Annotated in this window: 21 protein-coding genes; 11 read left to right on the forward strand and 10 right to left on the reverse strand. The window is 68.3% G+C overall.

Translation table 11 applies throughout. The features are described from left to right. Positions 1-9: 9 nt before the first annotated feature. Positions 10-336, forward strand: a complete 327-nt coding sequence (locus tag G4H71_RS08435) for a GNAT family N-acetyltransferase (protein WP_072737346.1) — start codon at positions 10-12, stop codon at positions 334-336. After that, on the forward strand, positions 333-803 hold the full coding sequence (locus G4H71_RS08440; RefSeq protein WP_072737347.1) for a carboxymuconolactone decarboxylase family protein: 471 nt from the start codon (positions 333-335) through the stop codon (positions 801-803). The genes G4H71_RS08435 and G4H71_RS08440 overlap by 4 nt, the downstream gene beginning before the upstream one ends. Here the strand turns inward: G4H71_RS08440 and G4H71_RS08445 are convergent. Further along, positions 781-1,272 (reverse strand): DUF8021 domain-containing protein, encoded by a 492-nt coding sequence (locus G4H71_RS08445; RefSeq protein ID WP_246442379.1) that lies wholly within the window; start codon positions 1,270-1,272, stop codon positions 781-783. The two genes, G4H71_RS08440 and G4H71_RS08445, sit on opposite strands and share 23 nt — an antisense overlap. Positions 1,273-1,526: 254 nt before the next feature. Between G4H71_RS08445 and leuA the strand changes: the two genes are divergently transcribed. Continuing rightward, positions 1,527-3,338, forward strand: a complete 1,812-nt coding sequence (gene leuA, locus G4H71_RS08450) for a 2-isopropylmalate synthase (RefSeq protein ID WP_072737348.1) — start codon at positions 1,527-1,529, stop codon at positions 3,336-3,338. A gap of 126 nt (positions 3,339-3,464) precedes the next feature. Continuing rightward, a complete protein-coding gene (locus tag G4H71_RS08455) occupies positions 3,465-3,869 on the forward strand; it encodes an SHOCT domain-containing protein (RefSeq protein ID WP_174561834.1) in 405 nt (134 codons plus the stop codon). A 67-nt stretch (positions 3,870-3,936) separates the two neighbouring features. On the opposite strand, the gene G4H71_RS08460 is transcribed toward G4H71_RS08455, so the two are convergent. Next, a complete protein-coding gene (locus tag G4H71_RS08460; protein ID WP_072737350.1) occupies positions 3,937-4,854 on the reverse strand; it encodes a LysR family transcriptional regulator in 918 nt (305 codons plus the stop codon). A gap of 72 nt (positions 4,855-4,926) precedes the next feature. Here G4H71_RS08460 and G4H71_RS08465 point away from each other — a divergent pair, with 72 nt between their 5' ends. Beyond that, positions 4,927-5,853, forward strand: coding sequence for an EamA family transporter (locus tag G4H71_RS08465; RefSeq protein WP_072737547.1), 927 nt, complete (start codon positions 4,927-4,929; stop codon positions 5,851-5,853). Here the strand turns inward: G4H71_RS08465 and G4H71_RS08470 are convergent. Then, positions 5,843-6,811: an esterase/lipase family protein gene (locus G4H71_RS08470; RefSeq protein ID WP_072737351.1), complete on the reverse strand. Its 969-nt coding sequence runs from the start codon at positions 6,809-6,811 to the stop codon at positions 5,843-5,845. The genes G4H71_RS08465 and G4H71_RS08470 overlap by 11 nt on opposite strands. 104 nt (positions 6,812-6,915) lie before the next feature. Between G4H71_RS08470 and G4H71_RS08475 the strand changes: the two genes are divergently transcribed. Together G4H71_RS08475 and G4H71_RS08480 are read left to right on the forward strand one after the other, a co-directional pair. Further along, positions 6,916-8,151 (forward strand): MurT ligase domain-containing protein, encoded by a 1,236-nt coding sequence (locus tag G4H71_RS08475; protein ID WP_083343048.1) that lies wholly within the window; start codon positions 6,916-6,918, stop codon positions 8,149-8,151. After that, complete coding sequence (locus G4H71_RS08480) at positions 8,144-8,854, forward strand: type 1 glutamine amidotransferase (protein WP_072737353.1); 711 nt, start codon at positions 8,144-8,146, stop codon at positions 8,852-8,854. The genes G4H71_RS08475 and G4H71_RS08480 overlap by 8 nt, the downstream gene beginning before the upstream one ends. A 13-nt stretch (positions 8,855-8,867) precedes the next feature. Here the strand turns inward: G4H71_RS08480 and G4H71_RS08485 are convergent, their stop codons facing one another. Next, the gene (locus G4H71_RS08485; protein ID WP_072737548.1) at positions 8,868-9,431 is read right to left on the reverse strand and encodes a TetR/AcrR family transcriptional regulator; all 564 of its coding nucleotides are present in this window, start codon (positions 9,429-9,431) and stop codon (positions 8,868-8,870) included. Positions 9,432-9,550: 119 nt separating this feature from the next. On the opposite strand from G4H71_RS08485, the gene G4H71_RS08490 reads away from it, so the two are divergent. From G4H71_RS08490 to G4H71_RS08505, 4 genes are all read left to right on the forward strand, one after another. Beyond that, positions 9,551-10,036, forward strand: coding sequence for a nitroreductase family deazaflavin-dependent oxidoreductase (locus G4H71_RS08490; RefSeq protein ID WP_072737354.1), 486 nt, complete (start codon positions 9,551-9,553; stop codon positions 10,034-10,036). Beyond that, positions 10,029-10,817 carry a crotonase/enoyl-CoA hydratase family protein gene (locus tag G4H71_RS08495; RefSeq protein WP_072737355.1) on the forward strand — a complete coding sequence of 263 codons (789 nt, stop codon included), beginning with the start codon at positions 10,029-10,031 and terminating at the stop codon, positions 10,815-10,817. The genes G4H71_RS08490 and G4H71_RS08495 overlap by 8 nt, the downstream gene beginning before the upstream one ends. Before the next feature lie 94 nt (positions 10,818-10,911). After that, complete coding sequence (locus G4H71_RS08500) at positions 10,912-11,391, forward strand: SRPBCC domain-containing protein (RefSeq protein ID WP_246442376.1); 480 nt, start codon at positions 10,912-10,914, stop codon at positions 11,389-11,391. Continuing rightward, positions 11,388-11,723 (forward strand): ArsR/SmtB family transcription factor, encoded by a 336-nt coding sequence (locus G4H71_RS08505; RefSeq protein ID WP_072737356.1) that lies wholly within the window; start codon positions 11,388-11,390, stop codon positions 11,721-11,723. Before G4H71_RS08500 ends, G4H71_RS08505 begins: the two co-directional genes overlap by 4 nt. Before the next feature lie 42 nt (positions 11,724-11,765). Here the strand turns inward: G4H71_RS08505 and G4H71_RS08510 are convergent, their stop codons facing one another. From G4H71_RS08510 to G4H71_RS08535, 6 genes are all read right to left on the reverse strand, one after another. Then, complete coding sequence (locus G4H71_RS08510; protein ID WP_175460996.1) at positions 11,766-12,656, reverse strand: M48 family metalloprotease; 891 nt, start codon at positions 12,654-12,656, stop codon at positions 11,766-11,768. 199 nt (positions 12,657-12,855) lie between these two features. Further along, entirely contained in the window at positions 12,856-14,274 is a 1,419-nt protein-coding gene (locus tag G4H71_RS08515; RefSeq protein ID WP_072737358.1) for an MFS transporter, read from the reverse strand. Positions 14,275-14,346: 72 nt separating this feature from the next. Beyond that, a complete protein-coding gene (locus G4H71_RS08520; RefSeq protein ID WP_072737550.1) occupies positions 14,347-14,904 on the reverse strand; it encodes a TetR/AcrR family transcriptional regulator in 558 nt (185 codons plus the stop codon). Positions 14,905-14,945: 41 nt separating this feature from the next. Next, the gene (gene recR / locus G4H71_RS08525; protein WP_072737359.1) at positions 14,946-15,554 is read right to left on the reverse strand and encodes a recombination mediator RecR; all 609 of its coding nucleotides are present in this window, start codon (positions 15,552-15,554) and stop codon (positions 14,946-14,948) included. A gap of 10 nt (positions 15,555-15,564) precedes the next feature. Continuing rightward, positions 15,565-15,867, reverse strand: a complete 303-nt coding sequence (locus tag G4H71_RS08530) for a YbaB/EbfC family nucleoid-associated protein (protein ID WP_072737360.1) — start codon at positions 15,865-15,867, stop codon at positions 15,565-15,567. Positions 15,868-16,001: 134 nt separating this feature from the next. Then, complete coding sequence (locus G4H71_RS08535) at positions 16,002-16,436, reverse strand: SRPBCC family protein (RefSeq protein WP_072737361.1); 435 nt, start codon at positions 16,434-16,436, stop codon at positions 16,002-16,004. Positions 16,437-16,519 lie beyond the last annotated feature (83 nt).

The following is a 16,519-nucleotide window of genomic DNA, read 5'->3' on the forward strand; positions in this document are numbered from 1 at the left end:
AGTGGAGATATGACGGACGCCAAAGTCGTACACGCCGAGGCCCTGCACCGCTACGAGATCCACAGCGACGACCATCTCGCCGGATTCACGCAGTACGTCGATTCCGGTGATCAGCGCATCTTCTTCCACACCGAGGTCGGTGAAGAGTTCTCCGGCCAGGGACTGGCGGGAATCCTGGTCCAGGAAGCACTCGCGAACACCATCACCGCGGGCAAGCGGATCGTCCCGGTCTGCCCGTACGTCAAGAAGTACCTCGAGAAGCACGACGCCTATGCCGACCACGTCGATCCGGTCACCCGGGAGGCGCTCGACGTGGTCCGAGAGTCCACGAAGTGACCGGTCCCTTCCGGGTCCCCGTCGACAAGCAGTCCCCCACGGTCTATCGCGCGCTCGGTGCGGTGGCGGTCGAGATCGGCAACCGGGCCGCCGAGATCGGCCTGGACCGGTCGATTCTCGAACTGGTCAACATCCGTGTCTCGCAGATCAATCGGTGTGCGTTCTGTCTGGATCTGCACACCCACCGGGCACTCGTCGCCGGCGAGACCCCGCAGCGCATCGCCGTACTCCCCGCCTGGCGGGAAGTCGACCTGTACTCGGTCCGGGAACGCGCGGCACTCGAGATCGCCGAGGGCGTCACCCAGGTGAACAGCGAGCACCTCGACGACGAGCAGTATGCCCCGCTACGCCGGTTCCTCTCCGAAGACGAGATCTCGCTCCTCGTGTGGGGCGCGGTGACGATCAACGCGTTCAACCGGGTCTCGATCCTCAGCGGGCACCGGATCAAGGAGCGCTCACGGCCGTAGGCCGGGTGCCTCGGTACGGTCGGATCCGGGCGTCGATGCGGTGGATCCTGCAGTCGTCGACAGGGATGCGGAAGATCTCGTGCACCTGCACGGTCATCCAGGTACGGCCGAACATCCCGGCGTCGAGCAGATAGTCGACGATGACGTCGTCTCCGTCGACCGAGTACGTGGCATCGCGGATCGCCCGCACGAGCCGGAACTGTGGCCCGCTCGTGAGACTGTTCCGCAGGTGTCTGCCGTTACGGGCCGTCTTCAGTCCCACCTCGTACCTGACCGCGCCGGGCGCGATGGGCACGCCGTATCCGTCGTGCGAGATCAACGCGTCCAGGTAGGCGCGGGCGACCGCGACCTGTTCGTCGGCGACACCTTCTCGAGCGCTCTGTCGTTCCACACCCCATTCGTACCGCACGACGAGGACGGCGCCGTGGCGAATCCGGCCGGTGCGAGGGGGCCGCGGCTGTCGGATCACGGGCTGCACGATGTCTCGATTGTCGTGTTGATCCCGGTTGCCGGGCCTGCTCGGGCCCGAAAAACGGGAACGGGCCCCCTGCCGGGTGCCGCCGCACCCGGCACCTGTCGTACAGTGGAGTGATGCAGCGCGCACTCCTTCTTGGTTGCCGCGACGGGGCCTGATCCAGACTGGCTCCTCGTCGCGGGGTTTCTCGTGCGCCGGTCGACTCAGTCTCAGGACTCACGAAGTCCGCACCTGTAGGAGTTCATCCCATGTCCCCCGCCGACGCATTCACCTCCGGTTCGCGCACCACGACGCCGCCGACCAAACCTGCACCCGCCGACCAGCCGGTGTGGAACACCCAGAAGAACTCGTCGATGCCGACGTTCCGCTACCGCCCCTTCGCGGAGGAAGTCGAGCAGATCTCCGTCCCGGACCGCACCTGGCCGGACAAGGTCGTCGACCGCGCCCCCCAGTGGTGCGCCGTCGATCTCCGTGACGGGAATCAGGCCCTGATCGACCCGATGAGCCCGGCCCGCAAGCGTCGCATGTTCGATCTGCTGGTCCGGATGGGCTACAAGGAGATCGAGGTCGGCTTTCCCTCCGCCAGCCAGACCGACTTCGACTTCGTCCGCGAGATCATCGAGGACGGGGCGATCCCCGAGGACGTCACCATCCAGGTCCTCACCCAGTGCCGCGAGGAGCTGATCAAGCGCACCTTCGAGGCGTGTGAAGGCGCGAGCAACGTGATCGTGCACTTCTACAACTCGACGTCGGTGCTCCAGCGCCGGGTCGTGTTCCGTGCCGACAAGGAGGCGATCAAGACGATCGCCACCACCGCCGCGAAGCTGGTCCTCGAAGAAGCGAAGAAGTACCCGGACACGAACTGGCGCTGGGAATACTCCCCCGAGTCCTACACCGGCACGGAACTGTCCTACGCGAAGGAAGTGTGCGACGCCGTCACCGAGGTTCTGCAGCCCACGCCCGAGCATCCCGTGATCCTCAACCTGCCGGCCACCGTCGAGATGGCCACCCCGAACGTGTACGCCGACTCGATCGAATGGATGCACCGGAACCTGGCCCGGCGTGACTCGGTCATCCTGTCGCTGCACCCGCACAACGACCGCGGCACCGGCGTGGCAGCGGCCGAGCTCGGCTACCAGGCCGGCGCGGACCGCATCGAGGGCTGCCTGTTCGGCAACGGCGAGCGCACCGGCAACGTCTGCCTGGTCACACTGGGGCTGAACCTGTTCACCCGCGGCGTCGACCCACAGATCGACTTCTCGAACATCGACGAGATCCGGCGCACCGTGGAGTACTGCAACCAGCTGCCCGTCGCCGAGCGCCACCCCTACGGCGGTGACCTGGTCTACACGGCGTTCTCCGGAAGCCACCAGGACGCCATCAACAAGGGCCTGGACGCGATGAAGATCGCCGCCGACGACCAGGATTCCGACGTCGACGACATCGTCTGGGAGGTTCCGTACCTGCCGATCGATCCGAAGGACGTCGGACGCACCTACGAGGCCGTGATCCGGGTGAACTCGCAGTCCGGCAAGGGCGGCGTCGCCTACATCATGAAGACCGACCACGGCCTGGCCCTGCCCCGTCGCCTCCAGATCGAGTTCTCGCAAGCGGTGCAGAAGGTGACCGACGGGGAAGGCGGCGAGATCTCGCCGAAGGAGATGTGGGACATCTTCTCCGAGGAGTACCTGGCCCCGGTCACGCCGCTCGAGCGGATGAAGCAGAAGGTCACCGCCTCGGAGGTCGACGGCGGCATCGACTCGATCACCGCGACGGTGAAGGTGAACGGCAAGGAGCAGGAGATCTCCGGCAGCGGCAACGGCCCGCTCGCGGCGTTCGTGGATGCCCTGGGCACCGTCGGGTTCGACGTGCGGGTTCTCGACTACTCCGAGCACGCCATGTCCGCCGGTGACGACGCCCAGGCAGCAGCCTACGTCGAGTGCGCGGTGAGCGGCCCGTCCGGCGAGCAGAAGGTGGTCTGGGGTGTCGGTATCGCCCCGTCGATCACGACGGCGTCGCTGCGCGCCGTGGTCTCGGCGGTCAATCGCGGTCTGGACTGACCGGAACGAGAACCATCGTCACCTGCGGCATCTCACCCGCCAAGGGTGACGTGGGCGGAGCCGGTCCGTGAGAGCGTTCGGGTAGTACCTCGGATCTCGTCTGAATGGAGCCGCTCTATGGATTACATCGATTCGTTCTGGGACGTCCTGTGGATCATCATCGTCACGTTTGCGTTCGTGGCCTACCTGATCCTGCTGTTCGCGATCATCTCGGACCTGTTCCGTGACTCGAAGTCGTCCGGCTGGGCCAAGGCGGCGTGGGTGATCTTCCTGTTCATCCTTCCGCTCATCACGGCACTGGTGTACCTGATCGTCAAGGGCGACGGGATGGCGAAGCGGTACGAATCGGCCGCGAAACAGGCCAAGAGCGAGCAGGATTCGTACATCCGCGAGGTGGCAGGCACGACCCCGACCGCGGAGATCGCCAATGCGAAGGCACTACTCGATTCGGGCACGATCACCCAGGCCGAGTTCGACTCGCTCAAGGCACACGCGCTGAGCAAGACCTCGGGGACCGCCCCGGCGTCCTGACGGGCAACCGGCACTCACCTCCACCGCCGGCCCGATGTCACACCGGTTTCGCTCGATCGAACCGATGTCACATCGGGCCGGTGCCGTCGGTGCGGCGCTGCACCTGCAGGCTCACTTCCCGGAACCCCTCCAGCACCCGGGCGACGGCGGGGCTGCGGTCGGCCGCGGAGCGCCGCGCCAACTCGTAGATCCGGGCCGCGCGCACCCCGGCCAGCGGCAGGCGCACCACTCCCGGACGGGCCACCGCGTGCCGAGGCAGCAGTGCGACGCCGTGACCCGCGAACACCATCTCCTCGATGACCCGGAAATCGTTGATGCGGTGCACCACTCGCGGTTGGACGCCGGTCGCGGCGGCGACGGACAGCAGCACGTCGTCCACCGGGAAACCGCCGCGCACACTGATCCACGCTGCATCCGCGAGCTGTTCGAGACGTACCGCGTCCTGCCCGCCCAGCACGTGCTCGGGGGGCAGGATGATGTCGATGGGTTCACGCATCAGCGGTTCCGCCGTGACTCGCGGCGACGAGCTCTCCGGTGCACGCTCGTCGCGGTGGGTGAGCACGACGTCGTAGTCGGCGAGCAGTGCCGGCACCGAGGAGGCCGGGAGGTCCTCGTCGCGGGCTTCGACGTCCACTCCGCTACCGGCCAGGGCCGTGAACAACCGCGGCAGCAGGAGCGCGGCACCGGACGGGAACAGTGCGACACGGACCGTTCCGCGTGGCGATCCGCGGTAGGCCTGCATCTCCGCGTCGGCCCGGTCGAGGGCGGCGACGACGTCGTCGGCGCGCACCACCAGTGCCCGCCCGGCATCGGTGAGGCGCAGGCGCCGCCCGTCCGGCTCGAGCAGATCGACTCCCGCCTCACGCGCCAGAATCTTGAGCTGCTGCGACACGGCGGAGGGAGTCATCGACAGTGCCGTCGCGGTGGCGGCCACCGTGCCGCGATCCGCGAGCTCGCGCAGGATCCTCAGACGCTCCGCATTCATGAAGTAAAGCTACATCGTTGGTGTACTTCTATTCGCTTGTCCTGATCTTTCGAAGCACTCACGATGAATCTCGTGACCACCCGCGATCGCCTCCTCGGACTGACCGTCGTCGTGCTGTGGGGACTGAACTTCCTGGCGATCCGCACGGCGCTCGACCACTTCCCGCCGTTCTTCTTCGCGGCACTGCGATTCCTGGTGATCGCCGTACCCGTCGTCCTGTTCGTTCCGCGTCCGAACGTCCCGGCGAGGTGGCTGATCGGCTACGGCCTCGGGTTCGGCGTCGGGCAGTTCGCCTTCCTGTTCTGGGCGATGGACGCGGGCATGCCGACCGGGCTCGCCTCGCTGGTCCTGCAGTCGTCCGCACCGTTCACCGTCGTGCTCGGTGCACTACTGCTCCGCGAGCGTCTGAGCGCGGTGCAGGTCGCCGGGATCGTCTTCGCCGTCGCCGGAATGACGCTGATCGGCTGGGACAGGGCGCACCATGCAGCACTGCTCCCCGTGGTACTCACACTCCTCGCCGGACTGTCGTGGGCGTTCGGCAACCTCGCCAACCGCCGGGCCGCGTCCGCCGAACCGATGCGGGTGATGCTGTGGATGTGCGTCGTCCCGCCCCTGCCGCTGCTCGCACTGTCCCTCGCGGTGGAAGGCCCCGGCGCGGGCTGGGACGCGGTGGCCACGTCCTGGACTCCCGCGGGGCTGCCCGCACTGGCCGGGCTCACCTACATCGTGCTGCTGGGCACCCTGGTCGGCTCCGGGATCTGGACCGCCCTCATGAGCCGCAATCCCGCCGGGTCGGTGGCCCCCTTCTCGCTTCTCGTCCCGATCGTCGGCATCGCGGCCGCGTGGATCGTCCTGCACGAGCAGCCGAGTGTGCTCGCCCTGCTCGGCGCGGCGATCGTGATCGTCGGGGCGGGTGCCGCGGTCACCGGCACGCACCGGCCGGCAGCGCCGGCACCCGGCGGGCAGGTCGCGTCGCCGGCCCCCGTCGTCAGCCGGTGAAGGGTGGGACGAACGTGCACGGAACCGGGCGCGGGTGGTCCGGATCGAGGGCGTTGAGGGCGAGGTACGCGGCACGCTGCGAGCCGGCGATCGCCAGGTGGTCGGAGTAGTCCGTGTCGCAGGTGTCCTGCACGACGATGTTGCGCACCGAGTAGCCGGGTGGACCGGGGACCAGCCCCTGGGTGTAGGGGACGACGAGCTGGTCGTAGCGGGTGGCGATGTTGGTGTACTCGACACCGGGGACGTACGGGGTGCCACCGGAAGCGATCTCGGCCAACAGGTCCGAGCCTGCCGTCACCTGGCCGCACGCCTGGCAGATCGGGACCAGCGAGGCGCCGTCGATTCCCAGCTCCCGAGCGAACGACCCCAGGGCGTCCGCCCCGAGCAGGGTGGTGCCGGACCAGGCCGGCGCGATCGAGACGTAGCGGGAGATCTTTCCCTCACCACCGAGATGCTTCAGGTAGTACGTGGGGACCACCGTGCCCTGGGAGTGCCCGATGACGTCCACCGACTCCGCCCCGGTGGCGTCCAACACCCGGTCGACGAAGTCACCGAACTCGCGGGCACTGTCCTCCATGGGCGCCATCCCGCCGATCGCGGACAACGGCCACGGCGCGCCGGGCACGGCCCCGTAGGTGAGCGCGAACACGCAGAAGCCGGCGTTGGCCAGCATCGGCACGTAGGCGCCCCAGTTGGTCTGCTGCGAGCCGCCGGTCCCGTGCGCGAGGACCACGGGGCGGGGACGTTCGGCGGTGGGCTCGCACTCGAAGTCGTTCGAGCCCGGGAGCGAACCGCCTGGATCGGCCAGTTCGTTCGGGATACCCGCGAAGAAGTTGTAGTTCTCGGGGATCGGCTCGGCATGCGCGGTGGCGGTGCCGGCGGCGAGGAGAAGGCCTGCTGCGGCGAGGGCCGCGACGGCACGGAACCTGCGGAAACCACCTCGGAATGTGATCGGCATCTCAGCACCCTAGCAAGTGCTTGGTAGAATGCCTCGGAATCGCTCCGCCGCGATACGCATCGCCGAACCGGCTGTGCCACACTCGGCCGGTGGGAACCAGCAGAATGGGCGTGCGCGCACGCCTGGCACTACAGGCCGCCGCCGCAGCTTCCTGGGCGTCGCAGAAGGCCGGACGCGGCAAGGGCTCGATGATCGGCGGACTGATCGCGCTGAAGATCGAGCCGAACCTCCTCGCCCGCATCGGCGCGGGTCGGCGCGCAGTCCTGATCACCGGCACCAACGGCAAGTCCACCACCACTCGCATGACCGCGGCGGCGCTGTCCACCCTCGGCGAGGTGGCCACCCAGGCGGACGGCGCGAACATGGACGCCGGGATCGTGGCGGCACTCTCGGCCCGCATCCACGCGCCGCTCGCCGCGCTCGAAGTGGACGAACTCCACGTACCCCACGTCGCCGACGCCGTCGGCCCCGAGGCGATCGTGCTGCTCAATCTGAGCCGCGATCAGCTCGACCGGGTCGGCGAGATCAACATGATCGAACGGAAGTTACGCGCCGCCGTCGCCGCCCATCCGGACGCCACGATCATCGCCAACTGTGACGACGTGCTCGTCACGTCCGCCGCCTACGACGCGGCGAAGGTGGTCTGGGTCGCCGCGGGCGGCGGGTGGGCCGGCGACGCCGCGAGTTGCCCGCGCACCGGGGAACCGATCCTCTGGGAAGGCGCCCACTGGCGGAGCACGGGCTCGGATTTCGCACGCCCCGAACCGGACTGGTGGCTCGACGACGACAACCTGTACGGCCCCGACGGCGTGAAGATCCCGATGACGCTGTCGCTACCGGGCCGGGCGAACCGCGGCAACGCCGCCCAGGCCGTGGCAGCGGCCGTCGCGATGGGCGCGCGCGCCGACGACGCCGTCGCGGCCGCGTCCACCGTCCAGGAGGTCGCCGGCCGCTACAGCACGGTGGAGGTCGGGCCGCACTCGGTGCACATGCTGCTCGCGAAGAACCCCGCCGGCTGGCAGGAAGCGCTGTCGATGATCGACCCCTCCGTGGACGGGCTGGTCATCGCCGTCAACGGACAGGTCCCCGACGGCGAGGACCTGTCCTGGCTGTGGGACGTACGCTTCGAGCACTTCGAGGGCGTCAAGGTGGTCGCCGCCGGCGAACGCGGCACCGACCTCGCCGTGCGCCTCACCTACGCCGGGGTGGATCACACTCTCGAACCGGATCCCCTGCGCGCCATCGCGTCCTGCCCGCCGGGCCGCGTCGAGGTGCTCGCGAACTACACCGCGTTCCGCGATCTGAACACCGCCCTCGCGAAGGAGACGCGCAGTGTCTGAGTCCACCGTCCGGATCGGTCTCGTCCTGCCCGACGTGATGGGCACGTACGGCGACGGCGGCAACGCCCTGGTGCTCCGTCAGCGGTTGCGTCTGCGCGGACACGACGCGGAGATCGTCGAGATCACCCTGAACGACCCGGTGCCGAACTCGCTCGACCTGTACACCCTCGGCGGCGCCGAGGACTACGCGCAGCGGCTGGCGACCCGCCACCTCACCCGCTACCCCGGCCTGCAGGAGGCCGCCGAGCGCGGGGCTCCGGTGCTGGCGATCTGCGCGGCGATCCAGGTGCTCGGCCACTGGTACGAGACGTCCGCGGGCGAGAGGGTCGACGGCATCTCGATGTTCGACGTCACGACGGCGCCACAGGAGAACCGATCCATCGGCGAGGTTGTCACGACGCCGCTTCTCGACGGACTGAGCGCCCCGCTCACGGGATTCGAGAATCACCGCGGCGGAACGACTCTCGGCGCCGATGCGCGCGCGCTGGCGCGGGTGAAGAGCGGCGTCGGCAACGGCGTCGGTGACGGCCTCGAGGGGGTCGTACAGGGATCGGTGCTCGGCACCTACATGCACGGCCCGGTGCTCGCCCGCAACCCGGAACTCGCGGACCTGCTGCTCGCACGCGCCCTCGGCGTCACGAAGCTGGCACCGCTCGACCTTCCCGAGGTCGATCAGCTTCGCCGCGAGCGCCTGCGCGCCTGACGCCCGTGCGAGCTCAACCGTGGAGTGCGACGAGCTCTCGCAGGTGCCACGTCACTCGATCGAGCGGCTCGGTGGACCGCTGCGCAATGCTCATGACGGTCGCTCCTTCGATCGAGGCGACGATCATCGTGGCCAGTGACGCGGCGGTGTCCTCGTCGACGCCCCCGCGAACGAGTCGGTCGGCGATCGCACCCGTCCAGTCCGCGAAGACCTCGGCGGCGATCGACGGGCCGGCGGGAACCTGGTCTCCGCCGAGAGCGACGGCGACGATCGGGCAGCCCGCGCGGTAGTCGCTCCCTTCCAGCGCGTCCGCCCACACCCGGACGAACTCCGTGAGGGCCTCGGCGGAATCGTCCACATCCAGCGCACTGCGCAGTTGCGCCGACATCACCGCTCCGGCCGCCCTCGACGACGCCTCGAGAAGTTCCTCCCGGCCGTCCGGGAAGTTGAGATAGATCGATCGACGGGCGGTGCCACTGGCGGCGACGAGGTCCGCGACGCTCGTTCCGGCCACGCCTTTCGTACGCAGCAGCTCGATCGCTCCGGCGATCAACCGGTCTCGTGCACTCGCGGTCATCGGCATCCTCCCGAACAGAGCCTTGCAGTAGACCGATCATTCTACTAGCGTCGGCGATATCAGCACTCCGAGTAACAGTAGGCACCCACCCGCCGAGTGCAGCCACCCGAGGAGCCCCCGTGACATCGAGACTCGACCCGCAGCTCGCACGCAAGCGCCGCACCGAGATCCTCGTCGGCCGGTACGTCGCGAACCCCGCGACCCGAGCGCTCACCCGCCTGCGCCTCGTCCCGGAGCTCGTGTCCGAGATCGAGACGACGGGCCGCAAATCCGGTAAGGCTCGGCGCGTTCCGGTCGCTGCCGCATTCGACGATCACGGAGCCTGGCTCATCGCGCAGCACGGATCCGGGTCCGGGTGGGTACTCAATCTCGTCGACGACCCGCGCACTCGCCTTCTCCGGCGGGGGCAATGGATTCCGGGGCAGGCCCGCCTCGTCCCCGACGACGACGTGCGAGCCCGCGCCCTCACCTTCGTTCCCGGGCGCCTCCGGTCCCGAATCGTGGCAGCCACGTTCCAGAGCCTGCAGACCGATCCGGTCTCCGTCCGGGTCGAGTTCGACCGGCCGGCGAGCACCGACACCCGAGGAGGAGAGATCGATGACTGACGACCCCACGGTCACCGTCGAGCGGTCCGGCCACGTGCTGCGCATCGGCCTGAACCGGCCCCACAAGCGCAACGCGTTCACCACCGACATGATCACCGACCTCGGGCGCGCCTACGCACTGCTCGAACGGGACGACGACCTCCGCGTCGGCGTGCTGTACGCCCACGGCGAGCACTTCACCGCCGGGCTGGACCTCGCCGACGTGGCGCCGGCACTCACCTCCGGAAAGATCCCGTACCCGGACGACGCGCTCGATCCGTGGCGCCTCGACCACCGGTGGACGAAACCGGTGGTCGCCGCCACCCAGGGCTGGTGCATGACGCTCGGGATCGAACTGCTCCTGGCCGCGGACATTCGCGTCGCCGCGTCGACCACCCGGTTCAGCCAGCTCGAGGTGAAGCGCGGCATCTACCCGTTCGGGGGTGCGACGCTTCGCTTCTGGCGCGAGGCCGGATGGGGGAACGCGATGCGGTGGATCCTCACCGGAGACGAGTTCGATGCCGCCGAGGCGCTCCGCATCGGACTCGTCCAGGAGGTCACTCCGGACGCCGGGTCCGCCGTCGCGCGCGCCGACGAGATCGCCGGCTCCATCGCCGAGAGTTCGGCGCCGCTGGGCGTCCGGTCCATTCTTCGATCGGCACACCGCAGCCGCGCCGACGGCGACGAGGAGGCGGCGAAGCACCTGGTTCCGGATGTCACCGCACTCTTCGGGACGGCCGACGGGGCGGAGGGCGTCCAATCCTTCCTCGAACGCCGCGCCGCCCGATTCACCGGGAAATGAACCGGATTCACCGCATCACGCCCCTTGCCCGGCACGACACCGATGTGCAACTATCGAGTTGCAGTTGATGTCGCCGAGGACCGAGGAGAACGCAGTGAACGCCGACCGGACAGCGAACACCGAGCAGACAGCAGACGAACTGAGCATCACCCGCACCGTCGTGATCGCCGCGCCTCGCGCGCGGGTTTGGGCGGCGTTGACCGAGGCCGAGCAGATCGGACGATGGCTGGGCCAGTCCGCCGAACTCGACCTGAGGGTAGGCGGCAGCGGGGTATTCACCTGGGACGAGTATGGCCCGTCCCAGATCGAGGTCACGGAGGTGCAGCCGCCTGCCAGTTTCGGCTTCCGCTGGGCGGCCGACGTACACACGCCACCCACCGCGGGCCAGTCGACACTCGTACGGTTCACCCTCGTCGACCACCCCGAGGGCACGGAATTGACCGTGACCGAAACCGGATTCGAGACACTCGATCGCGACGAGATCGACCAGCGCCGGCTGCGGGAGGGCAACGTCGAGGGCTGGCGGATCGAACTCGGAGATCTGGCCGAGTACCTCACCGGGACGCGGGTGTGAGCACCCGGACCGAACACGCCCGCCTCGCCACGGTGTTCGCGGCCCTCTCCGACGAGACACGGTGGTCGATCCTCACCGAACTCGGACGGGCCGATCTGTCCGCGTCGGCTCTCGCGAGCCGACTCCCGGTGTCGCGCCAGGCGATCGCCAAGCACCTGTCGTCGTTGGAGTCCGCCGGGCTGGTCGAGCCGCTGAAGGTGGGCCGCGAGCTGCGCTTCCGCGCACTGGGCGCTCAGCTCGCGGCCACCGCCCGCGCGCTCGACGAGATCGGCGCGGCCTGGGATCGTCGGCTGGCCGCGATCAAGGAGATCGCGGAATCGGCGCAGGAGTGATCCGGCGGCAAACTCGTTTCTGCCCCATACGTCACCGAGGTGTCAGCGCGTCCTGTCCAGACGTTTCTCCAGCGCACGGATCCGATCCGCACAGGTGGGATGCGACGCGAACAACTGAGCGCGCATCCCCTGCTCTCGCACTCTCGTGTCGCGACCCTGGTGGATCCAACTCTGGAATACCTCGATCAGTGCCGGGCCGTACCCCAGTTCGGCAGCGATCCTGTCGGCGTACTTCTCTCCCCTCCGGGAAAACCAGGCGAGCACCAGCGGAACAGCGAACAGCGCCAACAACACTGGGTGCACCGACAGGGCCAGACCGACCAGCACCACCAGTGTCAGAAAGCGAAACGAACGGAGCAGAATCGTGGCGGTGCACCCGACCAAGCCCGTCCGGTCGAATGCGGATGCAATGGTCCCGACAACCACCAGAGTCCAGTAGTAGACTCGATAGAGGGCGCGCGCCACCACACGGCCGGGCACCGAGTACCAGTACATGATCAAGCTCGCCCAGGCGTGCCCGCCGATGTGGTGCCCGAGTTCGTGTGCCAACACCGCGGAGAGCTGATGCGGTGGTAGCGACGACAGCGCCCACCGCGTGACCGCAACCGTGTGTCCCGCTGCGGCGAATGCATTGACCGCGTCCGATTCCTCGATCCACAACCGATACCTGTCCGGCCGGACTCCGGCGGCGGTGGCGACCGGACTCCACACGGAATCGAGGTAGCGCTTCTCTCGATCAGTGGGAGCGCGCACGCGGAACATCGCCCGCGCGATGATTGCCTCCGCGACAGGCCAGAACACCAGGAGCCCGGACGCCAGGAACACCCCGAGAACGACCCAGCGGAAGACACTGTCCGGCATCACCACTTCGGTCACCAGCCACACCACCATGATGCTGGCCGACAGCCACGGCAGGCCGAGCAATACCGTCACCGCCGCGGAGGTGTGGAAACCACGTTTCAATCGACGGTCTCCCGACACCTGTTCGGAAACAGGCGCTCGGAAAGATCCGGCAGCCCGGCCCTCTACTCCATCGCGTTCGTTGCTCATCGTCCCCCCGGCGCTCTCGAATTCCTCCCAGTAGGAGATTAGACACGGACACCGACAGACGCATGCCTGCCCGTCATGCGGATCACTCGACCGAGACGACCGCGGTCTCGCGTCGCACGCCACCACCGGGCAGTGCGAGCGACACGACGAAGACCGTGACGGCGAGGACCGCGCAGACCAGGTAGGCGAGCGTGAAGCCCGCCGTCGTCGCTGCGGTTGCCGCGAGGATCGTGGCGACGACGGCGCTGCACATGGTGGTTCCCACCGACCGCAGCAACACGTTGACCCCGTTCGCGGCTGCCATCTGCGTCTGCGGGACGGCCGGGAGCAGCAGCAACGGCAGTGTGCTGTAGACGAGTGCCGTACCCGTCGCGGCGACCCCGAGCGCGGTCACCACGAGCCAGAGCGGCTTGTCCGGAACCGCATGGATCCCGTACCCGGCGACGAGCGCGAGCGCCCCCACGAGAACGGTGAGCTTGGGGCTGCGACGTTCGGAGATCGACGCGCCCACCTGGGAGAACACGATCATCGACAGGCTCAGCGGCAGCTGGCAGAGCGCCGCCTGGAAGATCGTCAGCCCGTACCCGGCGGACCCGTCCGCGGGGGCCTGCAGCAGCTGGGTGGTGATCAACGCGTTCCCGTAGAAGGCGAACCCGACGAACATGGCGACGGCGTGCGGGATGAGCACCGCCCGGCGGGCGGACGTACGCAGATCGACCAGCGAGTTCCGTGTGTGCAACTGCTGGAATCCCCAGATCCCGAACAGCAGCACCGACACCGCCACCATCGACAGCACGGCGGGGCTGGTCCACCCCCAGGTACTGCCCTGTGTGACGGGCACCAGCAGGCTCACCAGCGCTGCCGTCAGGCCGACGGCGCCGACCCCGTCGAACCTGCCGCCGGTGCGCACCGGCGACTCCCGGATGAACAGGGCCGTCGCGGCGATGAGCGCGAGCCCCAGACCGGAGGTCACCCAGAAGACGGTGTGCCAGTTGGCGTACTCCGCGATCGACGCCGCGAACGGCAGCCCGAGCGCGGTTCCGAGCCCGAGCGTGGAACTCATGGTCGCCACCGCCCGGTTGACGCGGTGCGGCGGGAGTTCGTCACGCAGGATCGAGATACCGATCGGAATGACCGCGGCTCCGGCGCCCTGCAACGCACGCGCGCCGATCAGAAGGGTGATGTCGGACGTCGTGGCGCAGACGAGGGAACCGACAGTCATCAGCGCGAAGGACGCGATCAGCATCCTCTTCTTGCCGTACATGTCGGCGAGGCGGCCGAAGATCGGGGTGACGACGGCACCGACCAGCAGGGTCGTGGTGATCAGCCAGGACGCGGCCGTGATGCTCGCGCCGGTGAGCGCCGGCATGCTCGGCAACAGGGGGACCATGACGGTCTGCAGAATCGCCTGGAAGACACCACCGACGGCGAGAATCGGGAACACGAAGCGCGAACCCGTCGATCGGGAGGGAACGGCCACGCGGGGCGGAGCCAGAGTCATGCCCCTCCTCACGCGCAAGTAAACCGACGTTCACCACTGTAGGTGAATGCCCGTTTACCCGGCAACTCGGGGTCAGTCGTCCAGCAACTCCTGCACCAACGGCGCGTACCGCGCCACCACCTCGTCGGCGGTACCGGTCGCGTGGTCCTGCATCATCCGGCGACGCATCATGGCCAGGCCCGTGACCATGGACATCACCAACTCTGCCCGCAACCGTGCGTCGGGTCCGGACAGGCGCTGCGCGAGGGCGTCGATCATCTGCGTCGAGTAGTTCTCCCGCAGCTTGCGCGCACTCTCCTCACCGGCACCGCTCATCATGAGGATGTTCATCGACAGCGGCTTGTACGGCTCGAGCGGTCGCGCGAACAGCGCCACCATGCGTTCCCCGAGCCCCTCGATCGGACCGTCGAACAGCATCGTCGCGGCCGCACGGAAATCCACCAGGGTGTCGTACAACTGCTCCTTCGAGCCGAAGTACTTGATGATCAACGGCGCACTGACCCCGGCGTCCTCGGCGATGTCCTTGAGGGTGATCTCCCGGTACGGGCGCGTCGCGAACGCACGGCCGGCAGCCTCGACGATCAGCGCCCGAGTCTGCTGCGACGTACGTTTCGCCTCGCCGCCGCTCACAGCACCTCCGCCGCTCACAGCTTTGTTGCGCTCGCCGCCGCTCACAGTGCCCGCCGGCCCGACAGCGCTCGCCCCAGCGTCAACTCGTCGGCGAACTCGATGTCCCCACCCATCGGCAGCCCGGACGCGAGCCGGGTCACGGTCAGCCCCGGGAAGTCACGGAGCATCCGGTACAGGTAGGTCGCGGTGGCCTCGCCCTCCGTGTTCGGATCGGTCGCGATGATCACCTCGGCGACGTCCACGCCGTCCTGCTGATTGCCGATGCGTGCGAGCAGCTCCCGGATGCGCAACTGGTCCGGGCCGATCCCCGACAACGGATCCAGCGACCCGCCGAGCACGTGGTACAGGCCGCGGAACTCACGCGTCCGCTCGACGGCCTGCACGTCCTTGGGTTCCTCGACGACACAGACGATCGTGCGGTCGCGGCGCGGGTCGGCGCAGATCCGACACTCCTTCTCCGCCGACACGGTCCCGCACACGACACAGAACTGGACGCCGTCCCGCACCTTCTGCAGCGCAGACATCAACCGGTCGATGTCCGGAGGCTCGACGCCCAGCAGATGGAAAGCGATCCGCTGGGCACTCTTCGGGCCCACTCCCGGGAGCTTGCCGAGCTCGTCGATCAGATCCTGGACCGGACCTTCGTACACGCGCCCGCCTCTAGAAGCCGGGCAGGCCCGGAAGTCCGCCCGCCAGCGGACCGAGCTTGTCCGCGGCGAGTTCCTGCGCCTTGTTCGACGCGTCGGCCACCGCTCCGATGACGAGATCCTGCAGGGTCTCGACGTCGTCGGGGTCGACCACCTTGGGATCGATCTCGAGCGCGACGAGTTCGCCGGTGCCCTTGACCGTGGCGGACACGAGTCCCCCACCCGCCTGACCGGTGACCTGGGCCTCCGCGATCTGCTGCTGAGCCGCCATCAACTGCTGCTGCATCTGCTGGGCCTGCGCCAAGAGCTGGGACATGTCGGGCCCGCCCGGAGTCCCGAATTGACCTGGCTGCCCGAATTCACCTGGCTGCACTGCTGGGTCCTTTCCGGAGTATGTCCTGTCAGCGTAGTCGGGATTCGGCCGCACCAGCGCCGGGGTGCACCGGACTGTCAGCCCAGTTCGCGCGCGAGGTTCGCGAGAACCTGCTCCTGGATCTTGCGCAGACCGATCGGCGCGAACGTCTTCTCGAAGAATCCTCCGATACCGCCGGCCCCGGTCCAGGACGTCGTCGTGGTCACGGTCGATCCACCGTCGGCCGGCGCCACGGTCCACGTCGTCACCATCGAGGAATTGCCGTCGGTCTCGGTGACGGTGTCGTCGGTCGCGGTGATTGTGGCGCGCACGTTGCGGGTGCGCTTCTCGGTGGCCTTCAGTGCCCACTCCACGACCGTGCCGGTGCCCTGCCCGCCCTCGATCACCCGGTAGCCCGAGTAGTGGTCCGACAGGATCTTCGGACGGACCGTCGCGTAGTCCGCGATCGCCGCGACGGCGTCCTGTGGGGAAGCGGCGACGGTGATCGAACTGCTGGCACTGACCTGGCCCACGATGATGCTCCTGCTCGGGGTCGAGGGCCGCGTCCGCGGCCCTGGCGGAAATGGGCGATCGCGAGTTCGCGGCCCGCCTGCCA

The sequence above is a fragment of the Rhodococcus triatomae genome (assembly GCF_014217785.1).
In the GTDB taxonomy this organism is placed as follows: domain Bacteria; phylum Actinomycetota; class Actinomycetes; order Mycobacteriales; family Mycobacteriaceae; genus Rhodococcus_F; species Rhodococcus_F triatomae.

Bases quoted from the DNA above. Each gene is read 5' to 3' on its own strand.
- G4H71_RS08530 (WP_072737360.1), bottom strand. From the start codon at position 15,867: ATGTCCCAGCTCTTGGCGCAGGCCCAGCAGATGCAGCAGCAGTTGATG.
- G4H71_RS08515 (WP_072737358.1), bottom strand. From the start codon at position 14,274: ATGACTCTGGCTCCGCCCCGCGTGGCCGTTCCCTCCCGATCGACGGGT.
- leuA (WP_072737348.1), top strand. From the start codon at position 1,527: ATGTCCCCCGCCGACGCATTCACCTCCGGTTCGCGCACCACGACGCCG.
- G4H71_RS08435 (WP_072737346.1), top strand. From the start codon at position 10: ATGACGGACGCCAAAGTCGTACACGCCGAGGCCCTGCACCGCTACGAG.
- G4H71_RS08475 (WP_083343048.1), top strand. From the start codon at position 6,916: ATGGGCGTGCGCGCACGCCTGGCACTACAGGCCGCCGCCGCAGCTTCC.
- G4H71_RS08495 (WP_072737355.1), top strand. From the start codon at position 10,029: ATGACTGACGACCCCACGGTCACCGTCGAGCGGTCCGGCCACGTGCTG.
- G4H71_RS08460 (WP_072737350.1), bottom strand. From the start codon at position 4,854: ATGAATGCGGAGCGTCTGAGGATCCTGCGCGAGCTCGCGGATCGCGGC.
- G4H71_RS08470 (WP_072737351.1), bottom strand. From the start codon at position 6,811: ATGCCGATCACATTCCGAGGTGGTTTCCGCAGGTTCCGTGCCGTCGCG.
- G4H71_RS08485 (WP_072737548.1), bottom strand. From the start codon at position 9,431: ATGACCGCGAGTGCACGAGACCGGTTGATCGCCGGAGCGATCGAGCTG.